15 protein-coding genes are annotated in these 19091 nt (G+C 70.8%); 9 read left to right on the top strand and 6 right to left on the bottom strand.

Annotated elements, in window-relative coordinates; genetic code table 11:
• The first annotated feature begins 82 nt into the window (after window positions 1-82).
• A complete protein-coding gene (gene aceK / locus CEK68_RS05340; protein WP_148828665.1) occupies window positions 83-1822 on the top strand; it encodes a bifunctional isocitrate dehydrogenase kinase/phosphatase in 1740 nt (579 codons plus the stop codon).
• A gap of 61 nt (window positions 1823-1883) precedes the next feature.
• Window positions 1884-2777, top strand: a complete 894-nt coding sequence (locus tag CEK68_RS05335; RefSeq protein ID WP_226977768.1) for an energy transducer TonB — start codon at window positions 1884-1886, stop codon at window positions 2775-2777.
• 57 nt (window positions 2778-2834) lie between these two features.
• Here the strand turns inward: CEK68_RS05335 and CEK68_RS05330 are convergent, their stop codons facing one another.
• The 3 genes from CEK68_RS05330 to trxA form a co-directional block, all read right to left on the bottom strand.
• Window positions 2835-3635: a hypothetical protein gene (locus CEK68_RS05330; protein ID WP_152238764.1), complete on the bottom strand. Its 801-nt coding sequence runs from the start codon at window positions 3633-3635 to the stop codon at window positions 2835-2837.
• A gap of 122 nt (window positions 3636-3757) precedes the next feature.
• Window positions 3758-5551: a transcription termination factor Rho gene (rho, locus tag CEK68_RS05325; protein ID WP_152238763.1), complete on the bottom strand. Its 1794-nt coding sequence runs from the start codon at window positions 5549-5551 to the stop codon at window positions 3758-3760.
• A 241-nt stretch (window positions 5552-5792) separates the two neighbouring features.
• Window positions 5793-6134 carry a thioredoxin TrxA gene (gene trxA / locus CEK68_RS05320; protein WP_017908556.1) on the bottom strand — a complete coding sequence of 114 codons (342 nt, stop codon included), beginning with the start codon at window positions 6132-6134 and terminating at the stop codon, window positions 5793-5795.
• 202 nt (window positions 6135-6336) lie between these two features.
• On the opposite strand from trxA, the gene rhlB reads away from it, so the two are divergent.
• The 6 genes from rhlB to rpoH all read left to right on the top strand — a co-directional run bounded on the left by rhlB (window position 6337) and on the right by rpoH (window position 12502).
• Window positions 6337-8094: an ATP-dependent RNA helicase RhlB gene (gene rhlB, locus CEK68_RS05315; protein WP_152238762.1), complete on the top strand. Its 1758-nt coding sequence runs from the start codon at window positions 6337-6339 to the stop codon at window positions 8092-8094.
• Window positions 8095-8167: 73 nt separating this feature from the next.
• The gene (gene ftsE, locus CEK68_RS05310; RefSeq protein ID WP_017909423.1) at window positions 8168-8854 is read left to right on the top strand and encodes a cell division ATP-binding protein FtsE; all 687 of its coding nucleotides are present in this window, start codon (window positions 8168-8170) and stop codon (window positions 8852-8854) included.
• Window positions 8851-9795: a permease-like cell division protein FtsX gene (ftsX, locus tag CEK68_RS05305; RefSeq protein WP_017909424.1), complete on the top strand. Its 945-nt coding sequence runs from the start codon at window positions 8851-8853 to the stop codon at window positions 9793-9795. The genes ftsE and ftsX overlap by 4 nt, the downstream gene beginning before the upstream one ends.
• Window positions 9796-9802: 7 nt before the next feature.
• The gene (locus CEK68_RS05300) at window positions 9803-10645 is read left to right on the top strand and encodes a response regulator (protein ID WP_017909425.1); all 843 of its coding nucleotides are present in this window, start codon (window positions 9803-9805) and stop codon (window positions 10643-10645) included.
• Window positions 10646-10673: 28 nt separating this feature from the next.
• On the top strand, window positions 10674-11405 hold the full coding sequence (gene ung / locus CEK68_RS05295; RefSeq protein ID WP_152238761.1) for a uracil-DNA glycosylase: 732 nt from the start codon (window positions 10674-10676) through the stop codon (window positions 11403-11405).
• Between the two features lie 218 nt (window positions 11406-11623).
• Complete coding sequence (gene rpoH / locus CEK68_RS05290; RefSeq protein WP_026143641.1) at window positions 11624-12502, top strand: RNA polymerase sigma factor RpoH; 879 nt, start codon at window positions 11624-11626, stop codon at window positions 12500-12502.
• Between the two features lie 114 nt (window positions 12503-12616).
• Here the strand turns inward: rpoH and CEK68_RS05285 are convergent, their stop codons facing one another.
• Together CEK68_RS05285 and CEK68_RS05280 are read right to left on the bottom strand one after the other, a co-directional pair.
• Window positions 12617-13234 (bottom strand): trimeric intracellular cation channel family protein, encoded by a 618-nt coding sequence (locus tag CEK68_RS05285; RefSeq protein ID WP_026143642.1) that lies wholly within the window; start codon window positions 13232-13234, stop codon window positions 12617-12619.
• 57 nt (window positions 13235-13291) lie between these two features.
• Window positions 13292-14596 carry an NAD(P)/FAD-dependent oxidoreductase gene (locus tag CEK68_RS05280; RefSeq protein WP_152238760.1) on the bottom strand — a complete coding sequence of 435 codons (1305 nt, stop codon included), beginning with the start codon at window positions 14594-14596 and terminating at the stop codon, window positions 13292-13294.
• A 194-nt stretch (window positions 14597-14790) separates the two neighbouring features.
• Between CEK68_RS05280 and CEK68_RS05275 the strand changes: the two genes are divergently transcribed.
• Entirely contained in the window at window positions 14791-16524 is a 1734-nt protein-coding gene (locus tag CEK68_RS05275; protein ID WP_226977767.1) for a VanW family protein, read from the top strand.
• Between the two features lie 254 nt (window positions 16525-16778).
• Here the strand turns inward: CEK68_RS05275 and CEK68_RS05270 are convergent, their stop codons facing one another.
• Window positions 16779-18968 carry a primosomal protein N' gene (locus CEK68_RS05270; RefSeq protein WP_152238759.1) on the bottom strand — a complete coding sequence of 730 codons (2190 nt, stop codon included), beginning with the start codon at window positions 18966-18968 and terminating at the stop codon, window positions 16779-16781.
• Window positions 18969-19091 lie beyond the last annotated feature (123 nt).

The raw sequence follows: 19091 nt of genomic DNA, 5'->3' as shown, positions 1-19091 counted from the left end.
GGTCGCTGGATGTGCGCACGAGACGGAGCGTGGCAGGGGGCCCGACACCCGCGCGACGCCACCACCTGGGTACACTGCGGGCATGCCCTCCACACCGCTGCCGCTGCCGTCCGAACGCCGTGCCCTGGTCATCGGCCGCATCGTCTTCGAGGCGTTCGAGGACTACCACGCGCGCTTCGCGCAGATCTCTTCGCGTGCGCGCCAACGCTTCGAGGCCCGCGACTGGAGCGCGGCACGCGAAGACGCGATCGAACGCATCGCCTTGTACGACCAGTGCATCGCCGAGTGCATGCTGCGCCTGCGCGCGGTGTTGCTCGGCCAGGCGCACGATCGCGCGCTGTGGATCCGTGCGCGCGACCACTACGCCGAGCTGATCGCCGCGCTGATCGACCAGGAGCTGTACAAGACCTTCTATAACACCCTGACCCGGCGCTTCTTCCGCACCCAGGGCGTGGATGCGCAGATCGAGTTCGTGGCGCTGGACATCGAACCCACCGACGCCATCACCCACCCGGTGGCGCGGCACAACTACGTGGTGTCCGAGGCGCGGCCGGTGGACGCGTTCGTACGTGTGCTCGGCGACTACCGCTTCGATGTGCCGTACGCGCACCGCACGCGCTGCGCCGCCGCCATCGCAGTGCGGCTGCAGGACGACCTCGCCCACTGGGGCGAGAATCCGGTACGCGGCATCGAACTGCTGGAGACGGTGTTCTATCGCGAGCGCCGCGCCTACCTGATCGGCCGCGTGTTCGGCGAACACCGTTTCTCGCCGTGCGTGATCGCCCTGGTCAACGACGAACAGGGCCTGCGCGCCGAGGCGGTACTGACCAAGCGCAACGACGTGGCGCAACTGTTCGGCATCTCGCGCAGCTATTTCCAGGCCGACCTGGCCACCGTCGGCGATGCGGTGGTGTTCCTGCGCAGCCTGCTGCCGCACAAGCCGATCGACGAGCTGTACACCATGCTCGGCCGCGCCAAGCAGGGCAAGACCGAGCGCTTCCGCACCTTCTTCCGCCATTTCCAGGCGCATCCCAACGAACAGCTGGTGCATGCCGAGGGCACGCCGGGCATGGTCATGGCGGTGTTCACCCTGCCCAGCTACCCGCTGGTGTTCAAGCTGATCCGCGACCGTTTCGCCTATCCGAAGACGATGAGCCGCGAGGAAGTGGAGGAGAAGTACGCGCTGGTGTTCAACCTCGATCGCGTCGGCCGCCTGCTCGACGCGCAGCCGTACCGCTCGCTGCGCTTCCCGCGCACGCGTTTCGCGCCGGCGCTGCTGAAAGAGTTGATGGAGGGCTGCGCGCGCAGCCTGCGCGAGGATGGCGATGACCTGATCGTCGAGCTGTGCTACGTGCAGCGGCGCCTGCGCCCGTTGAACCTGTACCTGCGCGAACAGGGTGCCGAGGCCGCGCGCGAGGCCGCGCTGGACTACGCGCAGGCGATCAAGGACATGGCCCGCAACAACATCTTCCCCGGCGACATGCTGCTGAAGAACTTCGGCGTGTCGCGGCAGGGACGCGCGGTGTTCTACGACTACGACGAACTGTGCCTGGTCACCGACTGCAACTTCCGCGACTGGCCGCAGCCGCGCAACGAGGAAGAGGCGATGTCCGCCGAACCCTGGTTCCACGTCGCCCCGCGCGACGTGTTTCCGGAGCGCTTCGCGATGTTCATGGGCCTGCCCGCGGCTTCGCTGGAGGCAGTGCGCCACGCACACGGCGAGCTGTTCGATCCGCAGTGGTGGCGCGACCTGCAGGCGCGGCTGCGCGAGGACGACTATCCGGACGCGCCGCCTTACCCGGACGCGCTGCGCCTGGCCTGAGTTGCCGGCGGGCCGCGAGTGCGTTGTAATCGGCGCCTCATCCCAGGCAAAGGAATGCGCGATGCACCGTCGATCCCTCCGTTCGTGGTGGCGCTGGAGCGCCGTGCTCTCGCTGCTGCTGGCGTTCGCCGCCGTGGCCGCCGACGGGGCGGGTCCCGGCGCAGTGCGCAAGCAGATCGAAAGCAGCATGCTGGTGAGCGGCACCATCGACATCGAACCCAGCGGCGCGGTGTCGGCGCTGGCGCTGGACCAGCAGGAGCGTCTGCCCGAGGGCGTGGTTGGCTTCGTCCGCAACAGCGTGATGCAGTGGAAGTTCGAGCCGGGCATGCGCGATGGCAAGCCGGTGCCGGCGCGCGCGCCGATGACCCTGCGCCTGGTCGCCAAACGCCTGCAAGGCGACGACTATCAGATCGAGATCCGCAGTGCCGACTTTACCCGCTACGATCCGAGCGATCACAGCGTGGTGACCGCGATTCAGATGAAGCCGCCGGCCTATCCGCAAGCGGCCTACAGCGTCGGTGCCGCGGGCTCGGCGTATCTGGTGCTCAAGGTCGGCCGCGATGGCCGCGTGGCCGATGCCGTTGTCGAGCAGGTCAATTTGCGCGTGGTGGCGTCCGAGCAGCAGATGCAGCAACTGCGCGACCTGCTGGGCAAGAGCGCGCTCGGCGCGGCGCGCAAGTGGACCTTCCGCCCGCCGAGCGAAGGCAAGCACGTGGATGCGCCGTACTGGAACGTGCGCGTGCCAGTCGATTACGCGCTGCTCGACCAGCCCCGCCAGGGTGCGCCGTCGGCTTACGGCCGCTGGATGAGCTACGTGCCTGGCCCGCGCCAGCGCGCGCCGTGGAGTGCCGACGAGGATGCTGCCGGCTTCTCGCCGGACCTGTTGCCGGCTGGCGGCGTGTACATGGCCGACGGCGCCGGTCCGCGCCTGCTGACGCCGCTGCAGGGCGGCTGAGCGGCGACGGGTCGCCTGGTCTAGGCCGGGCGACCCCGCATAGACCACCCGCCAACGTTAGCGCGCCGCGCGGCGGTCGTCGTCGCGGCGCCGGGTCGAGACGACCAGCACCGCCAGCAATAACGCGGCCAGCAGCAGCGACGCGCCGACCGTACCCAGGTCCAGCCCGCCTTTGCCGGCCGGCTTGCTGAGCAGGTCGCCGAGGGTGGCGCCGAACGGACGGGTCAGCACGAACGCCGCCCAGAACAGCGCCGTGCGCGAGACCCGGGTGAACGCATAGGCCAGGGCGATCGCCGCCAGCAGCGCCGCGATCAGCAGCGCGCCGCCGGCGAAGCCCAGCCCCGAACTGTCGGCCAGGTAATCGCCCAGCGCGGTGCCCAGGGTGTTGGAGACCAGGATCGCCAGCCAGTAGAAGACCTCGGCGCGGCCGCTGCCGATCCGCGCGACCGACAGGCTGCGTTCGCATAGCCACCAGGTCGCCAGCACTGCGACCAGCAAGCTCACCAGCAGCAGCGCGCCCTGCGCGTAGCCCAGGCCCAGGCTGCGGTCCATGTAGTCCGACAGCGTGGTGCCGGCGGTGCTGGTGGTCAGGATCACCCACCAGTAGCGCCATGGCTGGAAGTTGCGAGCGTGCAGTTGCGCCCACAGCGAGACCAGGAAGACCCCGAGCAGCAGCACGCTGCTCAGCGCATAGCCGACATCCAGGGTCATCGACAGCAGATCGCCGCCGGTCTCACCCAGAGTGGTGGCGCAGATCTTCATCACCCAGAAGCCGAGGGTGACCGGGGCGACCTTGCTGACGGCGGTGTTGGCGGTGACGGGCATGGCGGCGGGCGCGGCGGGGCGAATGCCGCCCATCTCACCCGCGCCCACGTCGAAAGACCGTCGGACCCTGTATCGGCACGTCACCGGGCATGCCGATGGCCACAAACGCGAACGCCCCGCCGAAGCGGGGCGTTGCGGTCGAATCGGCGCTGGACTCAGCGCTTCATCGAACCGAAGAACTCGTCGTTGGACTTGGTGTTCTTCATCTTGTCCAGCAGGAATTCCATCGCCGCGATCTCGTCCATCGGATGCAGCAGCTTGCGCAGGATCCAGATCTTCTGCAGCAGTTCCGGCTCGATCAGCAGGTCCTCGCGGCGGGTGCCGGAGCGGTTGATGTCGATGGCCGGGTACACGCGCTTCTCGGCGATACGGCGGTTCAGGTGCACTTCGCTGTTGCCGGTGCCCTTGAACTCTTCGTAGATCACCTCGTCCATCTTGCTGCCGGTCTCGACCAGCGCGGTGGCGATGATGGTCAGCGAGCCGCCTTCCTCGACGTTGCGCGCCGCGCCGAAGAAGCGCTTCGGGCGGTGCAGGGCGTTGGCGTCGACGCCGCCGCTGAGCACCTTGCCGGAGGACGGCACCACGTTGTTGTAGGCGCGGGCCAGGCGGGTGATCGAGTCGAGCAGGATCACCACGTCCTTCTTGTGTTCGACCAGGCGCTTGGCGCGCTCGATCACCATTTCGGCGACCTGCACGTGGCGCGCGGCCGGCTCGTCGAAGGTCGAGGAAATGACCTCGCCGCGCACGGTGCGCTGCATTTCCGTCACTTCTTCCGGGCGCTCGTCGATCAGCAGCACGATCAGGTGCACGTCCGGGTGGTTGGTGGTGATCGCCGTGGCCACCTGCTGCATCAGCATGGTCTTGCCGGCCTTCGGCGGGGACACGATCAGCGCGCGCTGACCCTTGCCCTGCGGCGCCATCAGGTCGAGGATGCGGCCGGAGATGTCTTCCGAGGAACCGTTGCCGCGCTCCAGGGTGAAGCGCTTGCGCGGGAACAGCGCGGTCAGGTTCTCGAACAGGACCTTGTTCTTGCTCGCTTCCAGCGGTTCGCCGTTGATGGTGTCGACGATCGACAGCGCGAAGTAGCGCTCGCCGTCCTTCGGGAAGCGGATGCGGCCGGACAGGTGGTCGCCGGTGCGCAGGTTGAAGCGGCGGATCTGGCTGGGCGAGATGTAGGTGTCGTCCGGGCCGGCCAGGTAGCTGGCCTCGGCCGCGCGCAGGAAGCCGAAGCCGTCCGGCAGGATTTCCAGCACGCCGTCGGCGGCGACGCCTTCGCCGTGGCGGGTGAGCACCTTCAGCAGGGCGAAGATCACATCCTGCTTGCGTGCGCGGGCCACGCCGTCCTGGATGTTGAGCTGCTCGGCGATGTCCAGCAGCTTCTGCGCCGGCATCTTCTTCAGGTCGCTCAGCGAGTAGATCGGGAAGCCTTCCGGCACGCTGGCGTGCGGGCGCGGCACGAACGGCTCGTTGCCGCCGTTGTCGCTGGGCAGGCCGTTGTCCTGGAAGCGGTCGCCGCCGCGCTGGTTGCGGTCGCGGTCGCGGCGATTGCGGAAGCGGTCGCGGCGGTTGCCCTGCTGGTTGTTCTGGTTCTGATTGTTGAAGCGGTTGTTGTTGCCGCCGTCGCGCGGCTCACGGCCTTCGCGCGGCTCGCCGCCTTCGGACGCCTGGCCGCCGCCACCCTGATGGGCCGGCGCGTCGCCGCCGCCGTGGCTCTGGCCGCCGCTCGAGGCCGGGGCCGGAGCCGACTCCGTGGCCGCGGCGCGCGGCGCCTCGGTCTGGACGGGCGCAGGCGCGGGCGCGGGATTCAGCGGCAGGGTCGGCTGTGCCGGTGCGCCGTGCTCGGCGGCGCCTTCCGCGCCGCTCGCGGCCTTGCTGACGCGCGGCTTGCGCACGCGCTTCTCGGCGGGGGCGTCGGCGCTCCCGGGTTCGGACATGGTGTGATCGGACAAGTGGTGTTCCTCGCTAAGAGTGCGAGCGCCCAGCGTGGGGGCATACGGGGTTGGGAGGAGGTCTGGGAGAGAATCTTCCAGAGGGGGTGCGGTGTGCGAATGCCACCGGATGTATCGACACTATCACCGCCACGCAGGCACGGCAAGCAGGCGTTCGTGGGCGATTCAGCCGCCGGCGATGCTGCGCCGGCCGGGCTGCCGCGGCGCCGCTCCGGTTGCGGAGCGGTGCCGGCAGCGGGCGTCAGGCAGCGCTGCCGCCCAGGGTCTTGTCGATCATCTGGGTCAGCTGGCCCTTGCCGACCGCGCCGATCTGGGTGGCCTGGATCTGGCCGTTCTTGAACAGCAGCAGCATCGGGATCGAGCGCACGTGGTACTTGATCGCGGTGGCGCGGTTCTCGTCCACGTTGACCTTGGCGACCTTGAGGCGGCCGTCGTAGGCGTCGGCGAGGTCGTCCAGCACCGGCGCGATCATCTTGCACGGGCCGCACCACTCGGCCCAGAAGTCCACCAGGACCGGCTCGTCGGACTGCAGCACCGTGGCATCGAAATCGGCGTCGCCGACGTAAAGGACCTTGTCGCTCACTTTGGGGGTTCTCCTGGGCCAATGCGACTGGCCGGACCGGGTGGCCGCCGCATTGCGGTAAACTGGGGCATTGCGCGGCGATCTCAAGGGATTCCCCCTGTCGCGCGACCCGGCATGGAAGACGCCAGTGTGCGACGCTGCCGGGACCGATGCAAGCCGCGACCTTACGCTTCGGGCGGGGTGGCCTCACGAAGATGGAATGATGAGCGACAAACCGCTGACCGATGTGACTTTTTCCGCGTTCGAACTGCAGCCCGCGCTGCTCGCAGGCCTCGAAAGCGCCGGCTTCACCCGCTGCACCCCGATCCAGGCGCTGACCCTGCCGGTGGCCCTTCCCGGCCGCGACGTGGCCGGCCAGGCCCAGACCGGTACCGGCAAGACCCTGGCGTTCCTTGTGGCGGTGATGAACCGCCTGCTCAGCCGCCCGGCGCTGGCCGACCGCAAGCCGGAGGATCCGCGCGCGCTGATCCTGGCCCCGACCCGCGAACTGGCGATCCAGATCCACAAGGACGCGGTCAAGTTCGGCTCCGAACTGGGCCTGCGCTTCGCCCTGGTCTACGGCGGCGTGGACTACGACAAGCAGCGCGAACTGCTGCAGCAGGGCGTGGACGTGATCATCGCCACCCCCGGCCGCCTGATCGACTACGTCAAGCAGCACAAGGTGGTGTCGCTGCACGCCTGCGAGATCTGCGTGCTCGACGAAGCCGACCGCATGTTCGACCTGGGCTTCATCAAGGACATCCGCTTCCTGCTGCGGCGCATGCCCGAGCGCGGTACCCGCCAGACCCTACTGTTCTCCGCCACCCTCAGCCACCGCGTGCTGGAGTTGGCCTACGAGCACATGAACGAGCCGGAAAAGCTCGTCGTCGAGACCGAGAGCATCACCGCCGCGCGCGTGCGCCAGCGCATCTACTTCCCCTCCGACGAGGAGAAGCTGACCCTGCTGCTGGGTCTGCTGTCGCGCAGCGAGGGCGCGCGCACCATGGTGTTCGTCAACACCAAGGCCTTCGTCGAGCGCGTGGCGCGGGCGCTGGAGCGCAACGGCTACCGGGTCGGCGTGCTGTCCGGCGACGTGCCGCAGAAAAAGCGCGAGACCCTGCTCAACCGCTTCCAGAAGGGTCAGCTGGAGATCCTGGTGGCCACCGACGTGGCCGCGCGCGGCCTGCACATCGACGGGGTCAAGTACGTCTACAACTACGACCTGCCGTTCGACGCCGAGGACTACGTGCACCGCATCGGCCGTACCGCGCGGCTGGGCGAGGAGGGCGACGCGATCAGCTTCGCCTGCGAGCGCTACGCGATGAGCCTGCCGGACATCGAGGCCTACATCGAGCAGAAGATCCCGGTCGAACCGGTCACCGCCGAACTGCTGGTGGCACTGCCGCGCACCCCGCGCGCCCCGGTGGAGGGCGAGGCGGCCGAGGCCGATGGCGAGGAGAGCATCGGCGAGATCTTCCGCGAGGCCCGCGCCCAGCGCGAGGCCGACGAGCAGCGTCGTGGCGGCGGTCGCGGCAAGCCCGGCGGCGGTCGCAGCGGCCCGGGCGGCCGTGGCGAGTCGCGCAGCGCCGACGGCAAGCCGCGGCGTCCGCGCACGCCGCGTCCGGCCGATGCCACCGCCGCTGCGGCCGACGGCACTGCGCCGGCTGCCGCCGCGCCAGCGTCTGCCCCCAAGCCGCCGCGTGCCGCGCCGGCCGAGGGCGCAGCGCCCGCGGGCGAGGGCGAGCGTGCGCCGCGCAAGCGCCGTCGCCGTCGCGGCGGGCGTCCGCTGGAAGGTGCCGAGGGCGCACCGGCCGGCAACGGCAGCGCCGCCCCGGCGACCGCGGCCCCGGCCAAGCCGGTGCAGGTCGTGGCCACCCCGGTCAAGGCTGCGCGCCAGGCCGAGCGTGGTGCGGCGGCGAAGAACGATTCGTTCCTGACCCGCCTGGGCCGCAAGCTGCGCTCGCTGGTGTCCAGCTCCTGAGCCGGACCGGCCGTCCGCCGCGTGCGACGCGCGCGGTGGACGAACACCCGGGCCGCTCCGGCATAATCGCCGGATGAGCGTTCTGCGGTTCGACAATGTCAGCAAACAGTACGCCGGCGGCCACGCGGCGCTGGTGGACGTCAGCTTCGAGGTCGAGGAGGGCGAGATGCTGTTCGTCACCGGCCATTCCGGTGCCGGCAAGAGCACCTTGCTCAAGCTGATCCACCTGAGCGAGCGGCCCTCGCGCGGCGCGGTGCTGTTCGGCGAGCGCAACCTGCTGAAGGTGCGCGGCCGCCGCGTGCCCCTGCATCGGCGCGAGGTCGGTGCGGTCTATCAGGACCACCGCCTGCTCACCGACCGCAGCATCGCCGAGAACGTCGCCCTGCCACTGATCCTGCGCGGCACCCGTCGCGCCGAGATCGGCAAGCGCGTGCGCTCGGTGCTCGAGCGCATGGGCCTGGGCCATCGCGAGAAGGCGCTGCCTTCGCAGCTGTCGGCCGGCGAGCAGCAGCGCGTCGGCATCGCCCGGGCGATGGTCGGCGAGCCGCGGCTGCTGGTCGCCGACGAACCCACCGGCAACCTCGACCCGACCCTGGCCGCGGAGATCATGCAGCTGTTCGCCGAACTGCCGGCGCGCGGCACCAGCGTGCTGGTGGTCAGCCACGACCTGGCGCTGCTCAAGCAGATGCGCAAGCGCGTGCTGATCCTGGACCACGGCCGCCTGATCGACGACATCTCGCCGCAGGACCTGGCCGAATGAGCGCACGCAACGCCGGCGCCGCGGCGCCCTCGCGGCTGGGCGTGTGGTGGGATCACCACCTGCACAGCATCGTCTACAGCCTCGGCCGCGCCATGCGCAAGCCGTGGGCGACGCTGCTGACCATGGCGGTGATGGCGCTGGCGCTGACCCTGCCGCTGGGCCTGTCGATCGCCCTGGACAACCTCAAGCAGTTCGCCGGCAGCGTGCAGCAGTCGCGCGACATCAACGTGTTCCTGAAGACCGACGTCGACGCCGCCGCGGCGCAGGCGCTGGCGCAGACCCTGCGCGGCCGTGGCGACGTGGCCGCGGTAACGCTGCGCACCCCCGCCGAGGGCATGGCCGAACTGCGCGACAGCGCCGGCCTGGGCGAAGCGCTGGACGCGCTGCAGGACAACCCGCTGCCGACGCTGCTGATCGTCACCCCCGCCGCGGCCGACGACACCCCGCTGGCGACCGCGCTGACCGCGCTGCCGCAGGCCGACCTGGTCCAGCACGACGCGCTGTGGCGCAAGCGCCTGGACGGCTGGCTGCATTTCGGCGAACGCCTGGTGCAGGTGCTGTCGCTGCTGCTCGGCGCCGGTGCGGTGCTGGTGGTCGGCAACACCGTGCGCCTGGACATCCAGTCGCGACGCGAGGAGATCGGCGTGCTGCAGCTGCTCGGCGCCAGCGACGGTTTCATCCGCCGCCCGTTCCTGTACCTGGGCGCCTGGTACGGTTTCGGCGCCGGGGTGCTGGCGCTGGGCCTGCTCGCCGCCTCCGGCATGGCCCTGGGCCAGCCGCTGGCGGCGCTGGCCGACAGTTACGGCAGCCACTTCGTGCTGCACGGGCTGGACGCGCTGCACGCCGGCTTCGTGCTGCTCGGCACTCTGCTGCTGGGCTGGCTCGGCGCCTGGCTGGTGACCGGCCACTTCCTGCGCCAGACGCGGCCCACCGACACCTGAGGCGCACATGGCCGGGCACGAGCTCAAGCATCTGATCAGCGCCGCCCCCCGGGTGATGGTGGTCGATGGCTCCAAGCTGGTGCGCAAGCTGATCGCCGACGTGCTGCACCGCGAACTGCCCGACGTGACCGTGGTCGGCTGCGCCAGCATCGCCGAGGCGCGCGCCGCGCTGGAGGCCGGCCCGGTCGATCTGGTCACCACCTCGCTGGGGCTGCCCGACGGCGACGGCCTGACCCTGGCGCGCAGCGTGCGCGAGGCCGCCGGCCAGGCCTATGTGCCGGTGATCGTGGTCTCCGGCGACGCCCAGCAGCACCTGGTCGAGCGCCGCTTCACCGAGTACGTCACCGACTATTTCGACAAGGCGCTCGGCCACGAGGCGCTGGCCACCTTCATTCGCGGCTACGTGCAGCCGCAGCCGGTGGCCGGCGCCACCGTGCTCTACGTCGAGGACAGCCGGGTGGTGGCCGAAGCCACCAAGCGCATGCTCGAGCGCCAGCAGCTGCACGTGGTGCACGTGCTCAGCGCCGAGGACGCCTTCGCCCTGCTGACCGCCGAGTCGCTGGGCCGCACTACCCGCCGCATCGATTTGGTGCTGACCGACGTCACCTTGAAAGGCGAGCTCAACGGCCGCGACGTGGTCCAGCGCATCCGCGTCGACTTCGCCTACGGCAAGCGGCGCATGCCGGTGCTGGTGATGACCGGCGACAGCAACCCGCACACCCAGTCCGAGCTGCTGCGCGCCGGTGCCAACGACCTGGTGCAGAAACCGATCGAGGAGCGCCTGCTGGTCACCAAGGTGCTGTTCCAGTTGCGCCTGGCGCGGCTCGACGAGATCGCGGTGACCTTCTGACCGATGTGATGTCCCGAGCCTGGAAGCGATGAGCAACAACGAAGACGAAAGCCGGATCCAACTGGAGCCGTCGTGGAAGGCGCAGGTCGGCGACTGGCTGCTGCGTCCGGAGATGCGCGAGCTGGCCACCTTCCTGCGCCAGCGCAAGGCCGCCGGTGCGCGGGTGTTCCCGCCGGGGCGGCAGATCTTCGCCGCCTTCGACGCCACCCCATTCGAAAAGGTGGAGGTGGTGATCCTCGGCCAGGACCCGTACCACGGCTACGGCCAGGCGCACGGGCTGTGCTTCTCGGTGCTGCCGGGGGTGCCGGTGCCGCCGTCGCTGCTGAACATCTACAAGGAGATCGAGGACGACCTGGGCATCCGCCGGCCGGACCACGGCTGCCTGCTGCCGTGGGCGCAGCGCGGCGTGCTGCTGCTCAACGCGGTGCTGACGGTGGAGGAAGGCCGCGCCGGCGCGCACCAGGGCAAGGGCTGGGAGGGCTTCACCGACCACGTCGTGGAGACCCTCAACCGCGAGCGCGAGGGTCTGGTGTTCCTGCTCTGGGGCAGTTACGCCCAGGCCAAGGGCAAGGTCATCGATACCCGCCGCCACCGCGTGCTGAAGGCGCCGCACCCCTCGCCGCTGTCGGCGCACCGCGGCTTCCTCGGTTGCAAGCATTTCTCCGCGGCCAATGAGTACTTGAAGCGCCGCGGCGCCGCCCCCATCGACTGGAGTCTGCCGCCGCGCGCGGAGCTGGAAGCGGCGCTGGGCGGCGCCTGAACCGCGGTTGGACAGGGCGACGCTGTCGCCTGACGTGGACGCCATTTTCGCGAACCGGCTGCTACTTTTGCGGTCAGAGAACGGGATGACGATGCGTCCCGATTGTTTCAGTGGCTTGTGATGCAGTGTCATTCCTGATTCATATGTTGCATAAACAGAACACAGGAACTTTTTACTGTACCCAGCAGTCCAATTAGTAGACTGCTAAGATGAGCCCTATGAGCCAGACGCTTACTTCCAACGCATTGGTTGCCAACAACCTCCCGATCCCCAGTCCGCTCGGTTCGCTGGATGCCTATATCGGCGCCGTGCATCAGATCCCGGTGCTGACGTCCGACGAGGAACGTGCACTGGCGGTGCGATATCGCGACCAGGAAGACCTGGACGCGGCCCGCGAACTGGTCCATTCCCACCTGCGCTTCGTGGTGCACGTGGCCCGCGGCTACAACGGCTACGGCCTGCCGCTGGGCGACCTGGTCCAGGAAGGCAACATCGGCCTGATGAAGGCGGTCAAGCGTTTCGACCCGGACATGGGCGTGCGCCTGGTCAGCTTCGCGGTGCACTGGATCCGTGCCGAAATGCACGAGTACATCCTGAAGAACTGGCGCATCGTCAAGGTCGCCACGACCAAGGCGCAGCGCAAGCTGTTCTTCAACCTGCGCAAGTCCAAGACCCGCCTGGGCTGGATGAACGCGGCCGAGGTCACCGCCGTGGCCAAGGACCTCAACGTGTCCGAGCGCGAGGTGCTGGAGATGGAGTCGCGCCTGTCCGGTCGCGACATCGGTTTCGATGCGCCGTCCGACGAGGACGACGACCACGCGCCGCCGTCGCCGGCCGCGTATCTGATGGCCAACGAGGAAGATCCCTCGCAGGCCTACGAGCGCGCCGACAGCGAGGACAACCAGCTGCAGCTGCTGCGCGAAGGCCTGGCGGAACTGGATGCGCGTTCGCGCGACATCATCAAGCGCCGCTGGCTGGATGCCGACAGCAAGATCACCCTGCAGGAACTGGCCGACGAGTACGGCGTGTCGGCCGAGCGCATCCGCCAGATCGAGGCGAACGCGCTGAAGAAGATGAAGGCGCTGTTCGTCGCCTGAGTCGCCTGCGGCGAGCGATTGCAACGCGCGAGAAGGCCCGGCATTGCCGGGCCTTTTTCTTGTCCTGGGCGGCGGTGACTGCCGGCTGCGGAAGTCCATCCGCACGCCGCTGGATCACGACTCCGGCGGACGCGCCACCGGCAGGTGCCAGCCGTAGCGGATCGCCATGAAGCGCAGGCCGAAGCACAGCACCGCACCCACCCCCAGGCCCCAGGGCTGCGGCAGGTGCAGCACCTGCGCCGCGGCCACCACGCCGCCGCCGAGCAGCGCCGCCACCGCGTACAGCTCGGCCTGCAGTACCACCGGCGTGCGCGCCACCAGCAGGTCGCGGACGATGCCGCCGCCGATGCCGCTGAGCATGCCCAGCAGCGGCGCGCTGAGCGGCCCCAGGCCGAACGCCAGCGCCTTGCTGGTGCCGTAGACCGCGAACAGCGCCAGGCCCATCGCGTCGAAGATCTGCACCGGATTGCGCAGGCGCTCGACCGTGTGGTGGCTGTAGAAAGCCAGCAGCCCGGCCAGGCAGGCGACGCCGAGATAGCGCACGTCGGCCAGCGCCGCCGGCGGGGTGGCGCCGATCAGCACGTCGCGGGCGATGCCGCCGGAGACCGCGGCCGCGCACGACAGCACCAGCACCCCGAACAGGTCCAGGCGGTGGCGCACGCCGACGGTGGCGCCGCTGATCGCGAACACGAAGGTGCCCAGCAGGTCGAGCAGGAACAGGAAGGTGGCCAAAACGGCACTGCGCTGCAGCAAAAAGGCCGGCTAGGATCGCAGCCCGGCCTTGCAGTGTCACCTGTCCACGGGCGGTGCGGGCTGCGCCCGCGTGTCCTCCGCCGCGGGCGGGTCGCCGAGGATGATGCGCGCGGCGCGCTGGTAGCTCCAGTACGCCCAGGCCCAGTTGAGCAGCACCACCACGCGGTTGCGGAAGCCGATCAGGAAGAACACGTGCGCGGCCAGCCAGAACCACCAGGCCAGCACCCCGGAGAGCTGCAGCCGGCCCAGGTGCACGATCGCGGCCATGCGCCCGATGGTGGCCAGGTTGCCGTAGTCGGCATAGCGGAACGGCACGCTGGCGGTGTCGCCGCGCAGCCGCCGGCGCAGGGTGTCGGCGACGTGCCGGCCCATCTGCTTGGCGGCCGGTGCCACCCCGGGAACCGGGCGGCCGTCGGCCTGCTGCAGCGCGGCCAGGTCGCCGGCCACGAACAGCTCCGGATGGCCGGGCACGCTCAGGTCCGGCTGCACCTGCACGCGGCCGCTGCGGTCCAGCGGCGCCTGCAGGGTCTTCGCCAGCGGCGAGGCGGCCACGCCTGCGGCCCAGACCACGGTGCGCGCCGGCACGAAGGCGTCGCCAAGGCGATAACCATGGGCGTCGATGTCGGCGACCGGCACCCCGGTCAGTACTTCCACGCCGAGCTTTTCCAACTGCTGCTGCGCCTTGGCCGAGAGATGTTCGGGGAAGGAGGACAGCACTCGCGGGCCGGCCTCAATCAGCCGCACTCGCGCCTCGGCCGGGTCGATGTGGCGGAACTCATGCTTGAGCGTGTGCCGGGCGATCTCGGCCAGGGTGCCGGCCAGCTCGACGCCGGTGGGACCGCCGCCGACGATGGCGAAGCTGAGCAAGGCCGCGCGCGCGGCCGGGTCGGTTTCCGCCTCGGCACGCTCGAACGCCAGCAGCAGGTGCCGGCGCAGTTGCAGGGCATCGTTCAGGGTCTTCAGGCCCGGCGCGTGCGCGGCCCAGTCGTCGTGGCCGAAATAGGCGTGGGTGGCGCCGGTGGCGACCAGCAGGTAGTCGTAGGCCAGCGCCTGGCCATCGGCCAGGCGCACTTGCCGCGCCTGCTTGTCGATGTCGACGACTTCCCCAAGGCGCACCTCGACGTTGTCCTGGTGGCGCAGGATCTGCCGCAGCGGCGCGGCGATGTCCGGCGCCGACAAGCCGGCGGTGGCGACCTGGTACAGCAGCGGCTGGAACAGGTGATGGTTGCGGCGGTCGATCAGGGTGATGCGCAGCGGCGTCCTGGCCAGGGCGCGGGTGGCCCACAAGCCGGCGAAGCCACCGCCGACCACGATCAGGTGCGGCACGGGTGTGTCGTTCATGCAGGACTCAAGGAGCGGGAGAAAGAGGAGAGCGTCCGGTATCGGCGCGGCGGTCGCCTCGCAGTCGCGCACGCACCGATCCGCCGGAACGCGCGCTGCCGAAAAGGCGCTGCGCGCTCGTCGAGGGCCGGACCTGCATGTCCGTATAGTAGCGCGATGCCAAGCGCGGTCAGCGACAGGGAGGACGCACGCTCATGCCAGCGACAGTGAAGCCGCGCGCATCGGCGCCGCCGCCGGCGCCGCTGCCGTCGCGCTGGCGCAGCCTGCTGTTCTGGGCCAAGACGCGGACGCTGCAACTGCGCCGCGCGCTGCACGATCTGCGCGGCGGACCGCGTCGGCATCGGCGCGACGCCGGCCTGGCGATCGCCGACGGCACCTGTGCCGAATCGGTCACCGCGCTGTGGCCCGACCGCGAGGAGACCGCGCCGCAGCTGGTGGCCGGCAAGATCCACAACCTGCGCCTGGCCGCGCGTGCGCTGCACGGCGTGGAGGTGCCGGCCGGGGCGACCTTCGGTTTCTGGCGCCAGCTCGGCCGCGCCACCGGCCGTCGCGGCTTCGTCGCCGGCCGCGAACTGCGCGAGGGCTGCCTGGTGCCGTCGATCGGCGGTGGCCTGTGCCAGGTGTCCAATGCGATCTACGACGCGGCGCTGCGGCAAGGCCTGGAGATCGTCGAGCGGCACCGCCACACCCAGGTGATTGCCGGCTCCCTGGCCGAGCGCGACCGCGACGCGGTGGTGTTCTGGAACTACGTGGACCTGCGCCTGCGCGCCGCCGCGCCGTGGCGGCTGGAGGTGTGGCTGGACGGCGAAGCGCTGCACGTGCGCATCCGTGGCGGTGCCGTGGCGCCGGCGGCGTTGCCGTTGTCGCCGCTGCAGCGACGCACCGCGCCGGCCGGTGTCGACGCCGCCAACGACTGCACCCGCTGCGGCCGCAGTGCCTGCCATCGCCATGTGCCAGCGGTGCCCGATGGGCTGCACCGCACCTGGCTGGTCGACGAGGACTGGCCGGAATTCGCCGAAGACCGCCGACGCCGGCAGCAACCCGGCGACCGCGTGCTGGCGCTGCCGCGGACCAGCGTCGCGGCCTTGCGCGCGGCGCTGCTGCGGCGCTGGTGGTTGTGGCGCGGCATGCCGTTGCCGCAGGCGCGCCAGCGCGCGCAGCGCATCCGCTTGCAGGCGCTGCGGCGGCGACTGGGCGCGCGCGATGTCGACCTGGTGGTGCCGCAGAGCCTGTTGCCGGAGCTGTGGCTGGCCGGCGAGTTGCAGGGCCGGCGCTGGGACGTGTGCATGACCGCTTTGCCGATGCATCTGCTGCAGGCGCGCCTGGACGTGGCCGCGCAGCGGCATCCGCACAGTCCCACCCTGCGCGATTTCCGCGCCGATCCGGCGCTGGTCGCCGCCGAGCGTGCGGCACTGGCGCAGGCGCGGCGCTGGATCACCCCGCACCGCGAACTGCTGGCGCTGGCCGGCAGCCGCGGCCTCGCGCTGGCATGGCAACGGCCGGCGCTCCCGACGGTCGCGGGGGAGCATGCGGCCATCACGGCGGACGCCGCGCCGCGGGTACTACTGGCGGCCTCGGCGCTGGCGCGCAAGGGCGCCTACGAACTGCGTGAGGCGGTGCGTGATTTGCCGCTGGTGTTGCTGCTGCCGCCCGGTGCGCAGGAGACGCCGGACTTCTGGAACGGCATCGCGGTGCAGCGGGTCGCGTCGATGGCCGAAGGCGTGCACGCTGCTTGCCTGGTGCTGCTGCCGGCGTGGATCGAACAACAGCCGCGCGGCCTGTTGCTGGCCATGGCGCTGGGCAAACCGGTGATCGCCACCGCCGCCTGCGGCCTGTCCGCGGACGCTGGCGCGTGGCGCTGCGTGGAGGCCGGCGACAGCGCCGCGCTGCGCGCGCAGGTGATCGACGCCTTGGGTCTGGCGGGCTGAGCAACGCACGAGGTGTCACGGCCGCTGGCGCGTTGCCCGCCTGCCTCGCTACGCGTCAAGCGGATGCGCTGTTCCTCTAGAGCGGCTCCGGGGGGAATACGGGTGGTGTCGCGATACGCGCCATTGCCTCATGCCTCGTAACAGCGGCTTCAACCGCGACGAAGCACTCCCGGTAACGCCTCATCGCCGGCTGAAGCCGTTTCTACGGCATTGGACAGCGCGTCGGTTCTGCCGAGCTGCCACCACTCGCCGTGTCAGTACAGATCCTGCGGATCCACATCCAGCGACCAGCGCACCCGCCGTGCCTGCGGCAGCGCGTGGATCGCCGGCACCGCCGCGTCCAGCAACGCGTGCAGCGCGCGCCGCGTGTTGGCCGACAGCAGCAACTGGGTGCGCTGGAAACCGGCGCGGCGCGGCATCGGCGCCGGCATCGGGCCGAAGCGCTGCACCTCGTCCTGCACCGGCAGCAGTGCGCGTACCGCGGCGAGGAAGGCGTTGGCGTGCTCGACCTGCTTGGCCTCGGCGCGCAGCAGCGCCAGGTGCGCGAACGGCGGGAAGCCGGCGGCCTCGCGCTGCTCCAGTTCCGCGGCGGCGAAGGCGTGGTAGCCGCCGTGCACCAGGGTCTGCAGCAGCGGATGCGCGGGGTGGTGGGTCTGCAGCCAGACCTCGCCCGGACGCGCGGCGCGGCCGGCGCGCCCGGCGACCTGGATCAGCTGCTGCGCCAGCTTCTCGCTGGCGCGGAAATCGGCGGAGAACAGCCCTTCGTCGATGCCCACCACCACCACCCGGCTCAGCTGCGGCAGGTCGTGGCCCTTGGCCAGGATCTGGGTGCCGACCAGGATGCCGGGCGCAGTGCCGAGCGTGGCCAACTGCGTCTCCAGCGCATCGCGGCGCTGGGTGGTGCTGCGGTCGATGCGCAGCACCGGCACGTCCGGGAATGCCTGCACCAGGCGCTCCTCCAGGCGTTCGGTGCCGATGCCCTGCGGCTGCAGGGCCAGGCTGCCGCAGTCCGGGCAGGCCAGCGGCGCCGGCTGGCGCGCGCCGCAGTGGTGGCATTGCAGGCGCCGGCCGCCGGCGTGCACGGTCATCGGCGTGGCGTGCAGCGGGGTGCTGCAGCGCTGGCACGGCGCGGTCCAGCCGCAGTCGTGGCACAGCAGCACCGGCGCATAGCCGCGGCGGTTCTTGAACACCAGCACCTGGCCGCCGTCGGCCAGTGCCGTGCCGATCCCGGCCAGCACCTCGGGCGACAGCCCGTCCTGCAGCGGGCGCTTGCGCACGTCGAGCACGCGCACCGTGGGCGGCTTGGCGTCGCCGGCGCGGCGGGACAGGCGCAGGTGCGCGTAGCGGCCGCTGGCGGCGTTGTGCAGGCTCTCCAGCGACGGCGTGGCGCTGCCCAGCAGCACCGGCACGTCCAGCGCCTTGCCGCGGACCAGGGCGAAATCGCGGGCGTGGTAGCGGATGCCATCCTGCTGCTTGTAGCTGCCGTCGTGTTCCTCGTCGACCACGATCAATCCTGCCTGCGGCAGCGGCACGAACACCGCCGAGCGGGTGCCGACCACCACCTGCGCCTCGCCGCGCCAGGCGGCGGCCCAGACCCGGGCGCGTTCGTTGTCGTTGAGCCCCGAATGCAGCGCGTGCACCGGCACCCCCAGGCGGGCACGGAAGCGGGCCAGGGTCTGCGGGGTCAGGCCGATCTCCGGCACCAGCACCAGCGCCTGGCGCCCGCGCGCCAGACAGGCGGCGATCGCCTGCAGGTAGACCTCGGTCTTGCCGCTGCCGGTCACACCGTCGAGCAGGAACGGGGCGAAGCCGGCGGCGGCGACCACCGCGTCGATGGCGGCCTGCTGTTCGGCATTGGGGATCGGACCGGGTTGTGGCTGCGGCGCCGCAGCGCTGGCCGGCACCGCGATGCGCTCGGCGTGGCTGCGCTTGGCCAGCGCGCGCGCGGCGCTGCGCCAGTCGTCCATCGCCTGGTCCAGCCGGTCCTCGTCCATGGCGCCGTCCGCCAGCAGCGCGGCGAAGCGGTGCGGGCGGGTGCCGGCGCGGGCGCGGTGGCTGGCGCCGGCCTCGGTCAGGCGCCAGGCCCAGGCGTGGGTGTCGGGCAGCGGTTCGCCGCGGCGCAACGGCACCGGCAGGGCGGTCGCCAGCACCTCGCCCAGCGGCGCGTGGCTGTAGCGCGCCAGCCAGCGCAGCGACTCGGCCAGTTCGCCGTGCAACAGGGGCACCGGGTCCAGCCAGGCCAACGCCGCGCGCAGGCCGTCGGCGTCCTCGACCTGGCCGATCGCCGCCACCACCCCGCTCAGTTCGCGGTTGCCGAACGGCACCTGCACCCGGCGGCCGACGTCGCCGTCGGCGACCGCGCCGCCGGGCGGCGGCAGGTAGTCGAACAGCTGCGGCAAGGGGACGGGCAGGGCGACGCGGAGCGTGGCGGCGGGGGAGGGCATCCACCTAGTCTAGGGCGTGTCACCAATCCCCGAGCATGCCGCGTTGGGTCTGGCAGGCGCGCAGCCGGCGTTGCGGGCGCAGCGCCTAACTGGCCGTCAGGTCAAGCTACTCGGCGCCGGCTG

The sequence above is a fragment of the Xanthomonas sp. LMG 12461 genome, assembly GCF_009192935.1.
GTDB lineage: Bacteria > Pseudomonadota > Gammaproteobacteria > Xanthomonadales > Xanthomonadaceae > Xanthomonas_A > Xanthomonas_A sontii.
This window is presented reverse-complemented; position numbering and strand designations above follow the sequence as displayed.

Excerpts from the sequence above, each read along its gene's own strand:
- aceK (WP_148828665.1), top strand. The coding sequence starts at position 83 with ATGCCCTCCACACCGCTGCCGCTGCCGTCCGAACGCCGTGCCCTGGTC.
- CEK68_RS05335 (WP_226977768.1), top strand. The coding sequence starts at position 1,884 with ATGCACCGTCGATCCCTCCGTTCGTGGTGGCGCTGGAGCGCCGTGCTC.
- CEK68_RS05330 (WP_152238764.1), bottom strand. The coding sequence starts at position 3,635 with ATGGGCGGCATTCGCCCCGCCGCGCCCGCCGCCATGCCCGTCACCGCC.
- rhlB (WP_152238762.1), top strand. The coding sequence starts at position 6,337 with ATGAGCGACAAACCGCTGACCGATGTGACTTTTTCCGCGTTCGAACTG.
- ftsE (WP_017909423.1), top strand. The coding sequence starts at position 8,168 with ATGAGCGTTCTGCGGTTCGACAATGTCAGCAAACAGTACGCCGGCGGC.
- ftsX (WP_017909424.1), top strand. The coding sequence starts at position 8,851 with ATGAGCGCACGCAACGCCGGCGCCGCGGCGCCCTCGCGGCTGGGCGTG.
- CEK68_RS05300 (WP_017909425.1), top strand. The coding sequence starts at position 9,803 with ATGGCCGGGCACGAGCTCAAGCATCTGATCAGCGCCGCCCCCCGGGTG.
- ung (WP_152238761.1), top strand. The coding sequence starts at position 10,674 with ATGAGCAACAACGAAGACGAAAGCCGGATCCAACTGGAGCCGTCGTGG.
- rpoH (WP_026143641.1), top strand. The coding sequence starts at position 11,624 with ATGAGCCAGACGCTTACTTCCAACGCATTGGTTGCCAACAACCTCCCG.
- CEK68_RS05280 (WP_152238760.1), bottom strand. The coding sequence starts at position 14,596 with ATGAACGACACACCCGTGCCGCACCTGATCGTGGTCGGCGGTGGCTTC.
- CEK68_RS05275 (WP_226977767.1), top strand. The coding sequence starts at position 14,791 with ATGCCAGCGACAGTGAAGCCGCGCGCATCGGCGCCGCCGCCGGCGCCG.
- CEK68_RS05270 (WP_152238759.1), bottom strand. The coding sequence starts at position 18,968 with ATGCCCTCCCCCGCCGCCACGCTCCGCGTCGCCCTGCCCGTCCCCTTG.